At 42.6% G+C, this 9261-nt stretch carries 9 protein-coding genes; 5 read left to right on the top strand and 4 right to left on the bottom strand.

Going from position 1 to position 9261, the window contains the following annotated elements; all coding sequences use genetic code 11:
* Nucleotides 1-85 precede the first annotated feature (85 nt).
* On the bottom strand, nucleotides 86-1510 hold the full coding sequence (gene dacB, locus IQ242_RS09510; RefSeq protein ID WP_193959800.1) for a D-alanyl-D-alanine carboxypeptidase/D-alanyl-D-alanine-endopeptidase: 1425 nt from the start codon (nucleotides 1508-1510) through the stop codon (nucleotides 86-88).
* Between the two features lie 175 nt (nucleotides 1511-1685).
* Here dacB and gorA point away from each other — a divergent pair, with 175 nt between their 5' ends.
* On the top strand, nucleotides 1686-3038 hold the full coding sequence (gorA, locus tag IQ242_RS09505; protein WP_193959799.1) for a glutathione-disulfide reductase: 1353 nt from the start codon (nucleotides 1686-1688) through the stop codon (nucleotides 3036-3038).
* A 46-nt stretch (nucleotides 3039-3084) separates the two neighbouring features.
* Here gorA and IQ242_RS09500 read toward each other — a convergent pair whose 3' ends face one another.
* Nucleotides 3085-3870: a slipin family protein gene (locus IQ242_RS09500; RefSeq protein WP_193959798.1), complete on the bottom strand. Its 786-nt coding sequence runs from the start codon at nucleotides 3868-3870 to the stop codon at nucleotides 3085-3087.
* A gap of 232 nt (nucleotides 3871-4102) precedes the next feature.
* Here IQ242_RS09500 and IQ242_RS09495 point away from each other — a divergent pair, with 232 nt between their 5' ends.
* From IQ242_RS09495 to IQ242_RS09480, 4 genes are all read left to right on the top strand, one after another.
* Entirely contained in the window at nucleotides 4103-4588 is a 486-nt protein-coding gene (locus tag IQ242_RS09495; protein ID WP_002769830.1) for an allophycocyanin subunit alpha-B, read from the top strand.
* 177 nt (nucleotides 4589-4765) lie between these two features.
* Entirely contained in the window at nucleotides 4766-5278 is a 513-nt protein-coding gene (locus IQ242_RS09490) for a hypothetical protein (protein WP_193959797.1), read from the top strand.
* Nucleotides 5279-5302: 24 nt separating this feature from the next.
* Nucleotides 5303-5812, top strand: a complete 510-nt coding sequence (locus IQ242_RS09485) for a tetratricopeptide repeat protein (protein WP_193959796.1) — start codon at nucleotides 5303-5305, stop codon at nucleotides 5810-5812.
* A 545-nt stretch (nucleotides 5813-6357) separates the two neighbouring features.
* Nucleotides 6358-6534 (top strand): hypothetical protein, encoded by a 177-nt coding sequence (locus IQ242_RS09480; protein ID WP_193959795.1) that lies wholly within the window; start codon nucleotides 6358-6360, stop codon nucleotides 6532-6534.
* A 59-nt stretch (nucleotides 6535-6593) separates the two neighbouring features.
* On the opposite strand, the gene corA is transcribed toward IQ242_RS09480, so the two are convergent.
* Together corA and IQ242_RS09470 are read right to left on the bottom strand one after the other, a co-directional pair.
* Nucleotides 6594-7754 (bottom strand): magnesium/cobalt transporter CorA, encoded by a 1161-nt coding sequence (gene corA, locus IQ242_RS09475; protein WP_193959794.1) that lies wholly within the window; start codon nucleotides 7752-7754, stop codon nucleotides 6594-6596.
* A gap of 91 nt (nucleotides 7755-7845) precedes the next feature.
* The gene (locus IQ242_RS09470) at nucleotides 7846-9123 is read right to left on the bottom strand and encodes a recombinase family protein (RefSeq protein ID WP_193959793.1); all 1278 of its coding nucleotides are present in this window, start codon (nucleotides 9121-9123) and stop codon (nucleotides 7846-7848) included.
* Between the last annotated feature and the right edge of the window lie 138 nt (nucleotides 9124-9261).

Below are 9261 nucleotides of genomic sequence, written 5' to 3'. Positions count from 1 at the left end.
CCTATCTCCCTATCCCCCTATCTCCCTATCCCCCTATCTCCCTATCTCCCTATCCCCCTATCTCCTGTCTCCCGGCTCCTAAAGATTAACAGCGTTTTAACTGTCCTAGAAGCAAAATCACCTCATCGATGCCGTTTCTGAGGGTGGTGGCGGTTTTATCGCTGTTATTCACGGTTATGCTAAAGATTAGGGGTTGATTGTCGGCGGTTTCTAGATAACCAGCGAGAGCGGTAACTCCGGTTAAAGTCCCGGTTTTTGCCTGTAATCGTCCTTCTAGGGGAGTCTGGCGAAATCTATTGGTTAAAGTGCCATCAATGCCGCCAATGGCTAAAGAACGACGATAATCAGGGTTTTCTGCCATTAGTTGTAATATTTGACCTAAAGTATTGGGTTTAATCAGATTTTGTCGTGATAGCCCCGAACCATCGCCGATTTTATAACCATCGCTGTTAATTCCCAGTTTTGTTAAAGTTTCTTGCAATCCCGACACACCGCCGAGCATTTGTAGTAGGGTTTCGGCTAGTAAATTATCGCTATTTTTATTGACTTTTTCCACCAAATATGCTAATGGTTCTGATTCTAAATTGGTGATTTCATCGCCGCGAATTTCTGAACTAATTTCCGCATTTTTAACGGTAATTCCCGCTTTTTCAAGAATATTAAGCCAGCGAGCCAGGAAATATTCCGAGGGTTGGGGAATAGCTAAATTAAAATCATCTTGACTATCAATAGCCAGAGAACCAGTGATAATCAGGCGATTATTGGCTAAATTGCCCTTAATTGCTAGAGTATTCGGACTTCCTTGCGCTGCGGTGCTGGTTTGATTCTCAATTAGCCATTGTTTAGCGGCAATGGGATCAGACCATTGTAAATCTAAGCTTTGCCCCAATTGTCGCGGTAAAAGCTTTAAAGTGACGGAATTTTCGTTTAAAACCAAGCTAGAAGCGGGTACAGCATAGTCAAAAAAGACATCTTCCCATTCCCAGGTTTTTTGACTATCGGAGACGACAAAAGGACTAGCAACGACAATTAAGCGAGAAATTGAGTTAATTCCCTGTTCTTTTAACTTTTCTGCTAATTTTTCTAACTTTTCTGTGGTTATGGTTGCATCTCCCCTGCCGACTAAGGTTAAAGTCTCTAAATTGGGGGGGTTGCCTTGGGCTAAAATGGGGGTTTTCAGACGATAATCGCGGTTAAATTTGCTAAAAGCGGCGGCAGTGGTTAATAGTTTCGCAGTAGAAGCGGGAGTAAAAAAGTTATTTTCGTGGAGACTATAGAGATTTTCCTGAGAATTGAGGGATTTTACTAAAATTCCCCAATAAGTGCCTTGATAATCGGGGCGGTCCAAAATGCGATCGATCCTGGTGGCTAAGTCTGCCGGACAGATAAACTGGGAAGGGGGGGAATTGTCTTGACTGATGGGGGTTGCGAGGGTGACGGGATGGTTTACCCAGAGAAATAGGGAACAAGTCCCCAAGAGAAAAGATAATTTCGATCGGTGTGTTAGCATAGAATTAAATCTTGGCAGTAAATAAATTGACTCTAATTTAGCAGCCTTAGTGACCATATTGTCCTAGTTACTGAATAGATTCAGTTAGGGATTGCTCCGAGATATTCTCTATCCTTTTTTGCCCAGAAAGTTTCTTGATTCCGTCAAATTTCTATACATTCGCGAGGATATTTTTATGAGTTATGATTTTGATTTATTCGTGATTGGTGGTGGTTCTGGGGGTATTGCCACCGCTAGACGGGCAGCCGAATACGGGGCAAAAGTGGGATTAGCAGAATATGATCGCTTGGGAGGAACCTGTGTTAATCGCGGTTGTATTCCCAAAAAATTAATGGTTTATTCTAGTCGTTTTCCGCAACTATTTAAGGATGCGGAAGGTTACGGTTGGAGTCCAGTAGAGAGTCAGTTAAATTGGCAAAAATTAATTAGCGCCGTTAATCAGGAAACTATCCGTTTAAATGGCATTTATCAAAAGATGCTCGATAATTCTCAAGTGACGATTTTTCCTAATTATGCCAAGTTTCTTGATAGCCATACCCTAGAGGTGGGAGAGGAGAAAATTACTGCCGATAAAATTTTAATTGCCGTGGGGGGACACCCGGTTAAACCCGATATTCCGGGGATCGAACATACGGTAGTTTCTGATGCTATGTTTCAACTGCCAGAACAACCGAAAAGAATTATAGTTTTAGGGGCAGGATATATTGGGGTAGAATTTGCTGGTATTATGCACGGATTAGGGACAGAAGTGGTGCAGTTAATCCGTAAAGACAAGATTTTAAGAGGGTTTGATGAGGATATCCGCGATGAGATTCAAGCGGAAATGATCTGTCAGGGAATTAAAATTATGCCCGAAACTTTTCCCACTTCGATCGAGAAAACTGACGAGGGTTTAAAGGTACATATTCAGGGAAAAGAAACCGCAGAAATTCTCTTTGTTGATGCCCTAGGATTAGCCGCTACTGGAAGAATTCCTAAGCTGGAAAAATTGGGCTTAGAGAATGTCAATGTCGAGGTTAAAAATCGGGCAATTGTCGTCAACGAGTATAGCCAAACCAGCGAAGATAATATCTATGCCGTGGGCGATTGTACCGATAAAATTAATTTAACTCCCGTGGCGATTAATGAGGGGCGAGCTTTTGCCGATACAGTCTTTGGTAATAAACCCCGGTTAATGAGTTATGAAAACGTTCCTTCGGCAGTATTTTCTACTCCTGAAGCGGCGACGGTGGGATTAACAGAATTGCAAGCAAAAAAACAATATGGTGACACGGAAATTAAAGTTTATCGGTCTAAATTCCGCCCCGGTTACAATGTTTTACCAGGCCGAGAGGACAAAACTTTGATGAAATTAGTTGTCCATCAGGAAAGTGGTAAAATCCTTGGGGCGCACATGGTAGGAGATCACGCCGCAGAAATTATTCAAGGAGTAGCCATTGCCGTAAAAATGGGTGCAACAAAAGCCGATTTTGATGCCACTGTCGGCATTCATCCCAGTGCTGCCGAGGAATTTGTCACCATGCGTTAATTAACAATTTTAGGTGTGTTAAACCAACCTAACACACCAGAGAAAATTAACCCTTTTGGCTATTGACAATTGAGCCATTTTGTGATGGTTTTTCGGCTAATTTTTGAGCCAGATTTAAGATATCGGAGGGGATCATAATGATGGTACTGGTGTTATTTTCCGCTCCAATTTCCGTTAACATTTGTAGTCGGCGTAATTCCAAAGCGGCGGGATTTTCCATGATTAATTGGGAAGCTTCCGCTAATTTTAGGGAGGCTTCCTGTTCTGCGGCAGCTTTAATCAAACGGGCCCGTTTTTCTCGCAAAGCTTCCGCTTCCTTGGCCATTGCCCGCTGCATACCGGTGGGAATTTCCACATCTTTCATCTCCACCCGTTCGATATCGATGCCCCAGGGTTCGCTAATTTCATCGACAATTTGTTGAACCGCATGATTAATTTCGTCTCGTTTTTGCAAGACATCATCGAGACGATTTTGACCAACTACATTTCTTAAAGTGGTCATGGCCGCTTGATAAACGGCCGCGGGATAGGATTCGACTTTATTAATCGCTTTGCTAGGGTCGATAATGCGATAGTAGAGAACCGCATTAACCTTAATTGTGACATTATCGGCGGTGACAGTTTCTTGCGGGGCGATATCGACGGTTTTGGTGCGAATATCCAGCTGCATTTTTTGGTCAACTAGGGGAATGATCCAGTACAGTCCGGGGCCTTTGGTGTCTTGATAACGCCCTAGACGAAAGATAACACCACGCTGGTATTCTCGATCGATTTTAAAGCCATTTAATCCCAGAATGCCCGCTATCAATAGGAAGGATGCTAAAAATTCCATATTAATTACCAGTTATCGGGTTCAAGTTAATCGGTGTGCGGTGACATCTCAATTGCCATCTCCTCGCTCCTGACCACTAATACATTCATTCTAGACAGTAACCGGGCTGTCGGGGAAACTCATAACGAAATATTACAATTTTTAGGAATTGCCCAACCAGCAGGGATGACTCGACTTCCAGACCCCGACCTGAGATAAACTACAGAATGTTATCAGAATTTACCTTGATATTATGAGCGTAGTTAGCCAAGTCATCCTCAAAGCCGACGACGAACTTCGTTATCCTAGTAGTGGTGAACTACAGGGTATCGGGCAATTTTTAAAAACTGGCGAGCAGAGAATTCGCATTGCCGAGACTCTCGCTGAAAATGAGAAAAAAATCGTCGATCAGGCTCAAAAACAACTGTTCAAGAAACGTCCCGATTATAGAGCGCCAGGAGGTAATGCCTACGGTCAGCGTCAATATAATCAATGCTTGCGCGATTATGGTTGGTATCTGCGTCTAGTTACCTATGGGGTATTAGCCGGAGATAAAGGTCCGATCGAACAAACCGGCCTGATCGGGGTCAAAGAGATGTATAACTCTCTTAATGTTCCCATCCCCGGCATGGTGGAAGCGATTCGTTGTCTCAAAGAGGCCGCTTTAGCTCTTTTGACTCAAGAAGATGCCGTGGCAGCAGCCCCCTACTTCGACTTTATCATCCAGTATATGTCCTAAGCGATCGGGACAACTCCACGGGCCTGAAGTCTGAAAAGGGGCAATTTTCCCCTCTTTCAGGGTTCAGGCTTGACTTTTTTCAGTTAACTGATAACTGATAACTGATAACTGATAACTGATAACTGATAACTAATAACTAATAACTCAAAACTGATAACTGATAACTGATAACTGATTATGTTTTGGCGCCTTGTACTACTTACCTTTCTGATTCCATCAGTCTATGGGCTGTTTGGCTGGTTGATCGCCCAGGAGCGTTTATCATGGAGTGATTGGTTACTTGCCCGCGGTGATGAGATGAATTGGACTCTCACTAGCGAATGGCTAGAAATCATCATCTATATCCTAGCGGTAGGGGTTATTCTCTCAATTGCCCTAGGATTAACTCTGTTTAGTCACTTAATGCCGGTATTTTTCCGCAGTTGGTTTAAAAACGATATTAGTGCTGTATTATCAATTCTCGGCTGGTCTTTGGCGGTAGTCTTTATCTTCCACAAGTGGGCGGTATTTAGTCGAGTTTTAATCCTCTTAGCCGCCACTATCCTGGGTCGTCTAGAACTTCAGGAAGCAGGTTACAATAGGTGGCAAGTTTTCCTGATGCTCACCATCCTCTGCTTAGGTAGTTTTGGCTTGGGAATTTGGGCTTATAATCTTTGGGGTCACGAATTTCATCGAGTCACCAATAATTAATCTTATCTCTAATCTTTAAAAAGTATGCCCCAAAAAAATAACGATACGCTCAAACGAGTCTTAATTGTTTCCTCTGGTTTAGTATTTCTGGCTTTAATGGTAGTGCCAACCTTAGGTTTATTGAAAAATAATAATTCTAATTCCCCCCAAGGCAATCAACCCGGGCAAAATGCAACTATTCCCACCGAAAGATTACAAGAAATGGTCAAAGGTTACGAGAAAATTCTCGAACGCGAACCAGATAACCCCACTGCTTTGCAAGGACTAGCACAAGCTCGCCTACAGTTAAAAGATTTTATCGGAGCTAGAGAACCTTTAGAAAAGTTATATCAAAAATATCCCGACAATCTGGAAGTTATGCTAGTTCTTTATGGAACAAGATTACAAACTCAAGACGTTTCTGGAGCTAAAAGTATCCTAGAAAAATTAGTCAAAAACTATCCCCAAGAACCGAAGTTTAAAGAAGAATTAACTCGCTTAAATCAAGCGATTGCGGCAGCTTCCAAACAGCCACCTCCAGAGACTAAAAAGTAATGAAAAAAGAATTAATTATTGAAGCTGGGGGAAGTGAAAGACAATATCGAGAATTTTCTATTTCTTGACTTGGCGCGATTATCGACATTGCTTGGGCATTACTGCGGCCCTTCTTCGGTAAATTAGCCCCTTTACCTAGGGTCTGCTGAATAAATCTAAAAACCTTGTTGGATAAGACTTTTGGACTTTTTTCACCTCAAAAAGTGCCAGCCATTGCGGGGATCGGGGGGAAAATTCCTGGACTTTTTCCCTGAAAATTAGGTAATTGACCCCCTGAAAATGGGTAAAACCCTACACCCCACACCCTACACCCTACCCCCACGAAAAACTTTTTCAGCAGACCCTACCTAGGAATGGCACTGCCCCCTAGACGACTAGAAAGAAACTTCGCTAATATCATCTAACCCTGACATTAGCTAACTTTGTTAGATAAGAACTTCTTTAGGAATTATGATCGGCCTATAATAGTAACTGTAGTCACCCCTATCCTTTAGCGATAATTCTTGGTTTAGGGTTGGTGTCCTTCAGCGCAAGCGAGATTGGTTATGAAAATTAGCGAACTAGAAAACTACTTAGCTCAGATTAAGTCAGAGATTGGTGACATCGATATCGTCTATCAATGTCGCAACCAGCACTATAGTTGGTTGGACAAAATTAGAAGCCATCAACTGAAAGTGTTAAAAAATACCGTGGACACTAAATTATTGATTTCTCTGCAATAGTCATTTTCTCTTACTAGATGCCGACCAGGTAATCCGGTCTGCCTAATCTGCTTAACAGTTTATCTTTTCTTCACTGTCGATAGGTTCTTAAACCAGCCGCGTCGCCAAAAGAAAATGATTAAACTGAAAGCAACGGTTAGCATCAATCCCCAGACGAACACATAGCCCCAATACCATTCTAATTCGGGCATATTATAGGGAGATTTATCAGTATTAAAGTTCATGCCGTAAATACCGACAATGAAGGTGAGCGGGATAAAAATCGTCGAGATTACCGTTAAAGTTTTCATAATCTCGTTCATTTTATTACTCACGGAAGACAGGTAAAAATCCATTAAACCATTGGCAAATTCCCTGTAATTTTCGATAACATCGAGGATTTGTACCACATGGTCATAACAGTCCCTTAGATAGGGTTTAATCGTTGTATCGATGACAATATATTCATCGCGTAAAAGCGCATTGAGGGTGTCCCTTTGCGGCCAAATTGCTCGTCGCAGGGAGAGTAATTCCTGACGTAGTTGGTAAATTTGTGATAAAGTCTGTTCCGTGGGACTAGCTAAAATTTCGTTTTCTAACTCCTCGATTCTTTCTCCGTAGGACTCTAAAACAGGAAAATAACCGTCAATAATAGCATCCCAAATTGCGTAGGCTAAATAACCAGATTTTTGCTGCCGGATGGAACCTTTATTTAAACGGATTCTTTCCCTAACTCCCTCTAAAGAATCGTATTGTCCTTCTTCCTGCACGGTTAAAACATAATTCTTCCCGACTATTAAACTGATTTGTTCTAGCAAAAAACCCTGATGATCGATCAGGATGGCCATCGGCACTATAATTAAAAGATAATTATCGCATTCTTCCACTTTTGGTCTTTGGGGAATACTGACTATATCCTCCAGGGTTAGGGGATGTAAATGAAAAATTTCCCCCAACTCTTGCAGTTTATCTTCATTACCCAAACCGACGATATCAACCCAAGAGATAGAATCATTGGATAAATATTTAAGACAGTCTTGAGCTAAGAGATTATTAACTATAGTGGCTTGTTGAGAATTATAATTAATTAAAAATATCTCGGTAGCAATGGCATTTTCATCGATGGTGATTAACCCCGGCATCGTCCCGGGTTGGTTATAGTGATAATCATAAAGGTGGGGTTTTGTCCTGGAGGATTTTCGCCCTTTTTTATACCTAGTTAATCTTTTGTTATTGCTCATAGTTGAGATTGATCGCTGTTGGCCTTTTTCTTAGCATTGATCGCTCAAACATTCCTCAATTTTTAGCTAACTTTAAGATTGTCCCAGACTCTTAAAAAACGAAGATTAAACGTAAATGCCAATTCTTAGCCGTTTCCCTCTCGATTTCGATGCGACGGATAAACTCACGAAAATAAAAACGGCGCTCTATTTCCGATAAATCTCGCCAAAATTGCGGAAAAGCAACGGCACGAGCGATAATAGTCAGGTTATCGGGGGGTAATTGGTCTAAACGTCCTTGAATCTGTGCGATCTCGTTTTTCAGTTTATAGGCCCGTAGATTAGCCGTTTCTCGATCTAAAATTCCCGCCGCTTCTAGGGAGGGCAATTGCGACAAAATATCGTTTTTTTGCCCTATTTCCTCGCTCATTCCCCGTTTGATCCCCTCTAAATCCGGTAAAGATATCTGAGCGATCGTCGGTGGTAGGTCTTGACAAATGCGCTCGATTGTGCTATCGAGAATTTTGTCATAAGCGATCGCCGAACATTTTTTTGTCCGGGGACATTGCAAAGGTCGCAAATAGAGGTATTCTGTGCCTTTTCCTCGCGCTGTCACTTTGGTAATCGTCATCCCCGATTGACATTGATTACAGACGACTAAACCCGCTAAGGAACGCGGGGCGCTGGCACTGCGGGGGGGTAATTTGCGATTATTTCTCAGGATGCGATCGATCTGGGCCGCTTCTTCCCGGGAGATAATCGGGGTGTGGGTATCGGGGATAATATCTTGACCGAGATAGCACAAATCGCCGCGATAAACGGGATTAGTTAGCCATTTATGGGCAGTAGCTATCGATATCTTTTTGCCGTAGCGTTTTTCTAGATAGCGCACCGTGGAACCCAGGGAAGCGGAAATCAAAAAGCGATCAAAAAAGTCTTTGACTACTGGTGCGGTACTGCGATCGAGTATATAACGATCCTTGCCACGACGATAACCGTAGGGTGCTTTTCCGGGGGGAGGCAAAGCTTGCAGACGATTGTGAGCGTGACCTGCTTTTAAACGATTACTTAGTTCGTTTTTTGATATTTCTTGCAGAATCTTGGCAAAATTCAGCTTATAATCCGGGTCTTCTAGGGCAATTATATCTATGTCGAGGGCTTCTAAGGATTGTAAAATTTTGCTAACTTCCGTGCCATTGTCTCCCAATTCTGCTAGGCGACGCAGGATCAGCAGTCGGGGGGGAGTCCCTTGACAATCGCAGAGCAGTTGCTGCCGTTGTGAGCGATCGCCAAAATCCTGATACACTTGTTCGGGAGAATAGGCCCAAATCGAGTCATCGGGGGGACTATCGAGCAGGGGGTTAGTATAGGTGTAGGCGATAATTTTCATGTTTTGCCGAAATCCTGGTATAGATAAGCTGTACTGCCTTTAAACCGCGTCCTGAAAAGTTTAGTACAAATGCTCGAACTTCCTCGACCCGGCCCCCAACTCCGGCGCTCATAGACAGTCTTAACCAGTAATTTAGAT

The organism is Microcystis sp. LEGE 08355, assembly GCF_015207185.1.
GTDB classification, from domain to species: domain Bacteria; phylum Cyanobacteriota; class Cyanobacteriia; order Cyanobacteriales; family Microcystaceae; genus Microcystis; species Microcystis panniformis.
The sequence above is the reverse complement of the archived record's forward strand: the minus strand, read 5'-3'. Positions and strand labels throughout refer to the sequence as shown.

Excerpts from the sequence above, each read along its gene's own strand:
- corA (WP_193959794.1), bottom strand. The coding sequence starts at position 7,754 with ATGAGCAATAACAAAAGATTAACTAGGTATAAAAAAGGGCGAAAATCC.
- IQ242_RS09470 (WP_193959793.1), bottom strand. The coding sequence starts at position 9,123 with ATGAAAATTATCGCCTACACCTATACTAACCCCCTGCTCGATAGTCCC.
- IQ242_RS09500 (WP_193959798.1), bottom strand. The coding sequence starts at position 3,870 with ATGGAATTTTTAGCATCCTTCCTATTGATAGCGGGCATTCTGGGATTA.
- gorA (WP_193959799.1), top strand. The coding sequence starts at position 1,686 with ATGAGTTATGATTTTGATTTATTCGTGATTGGTGGTGGTTCTGGGGGT.
- IQ242_RS09495 (WP_002769830.1), top strand. The coding sequence starts at position 4,103 with ATGAGCGTAGTTAGCCAAGTCATCCTCAAAGCCGACGACGAACTTCGT.
- IQ242_RS09480 (WP_193959795.1), top strand. The coding sequence starts at position 6,358 with ATGAAAATTAGCGAACTAGAAAACTACTTAGCTCAGATTAAGTCAGAG.
- dacB (WP_193959800.1), bottom strand. The coding sequence starts at position 1,510 with ATGCTAACACACCGATCGAAATTATCTTTTCTCTTGGGGACTTGTTCC.
- IQ242_RS09490 (WP_193959797.1), top strand. The coding sequence starts at position 4,766 with ATGTTTTGGCGCCTTGTACTACTTACCTTTCTGATTCCATCAGTCTAT.
- IQ242_RS09485 (WP_193959796.1), top strand. The coding sequence starts at position 5,303 with ATGCCCCAAAAAAATAACGATACGCTCAAACGAGTCTTAATTGTTTCC.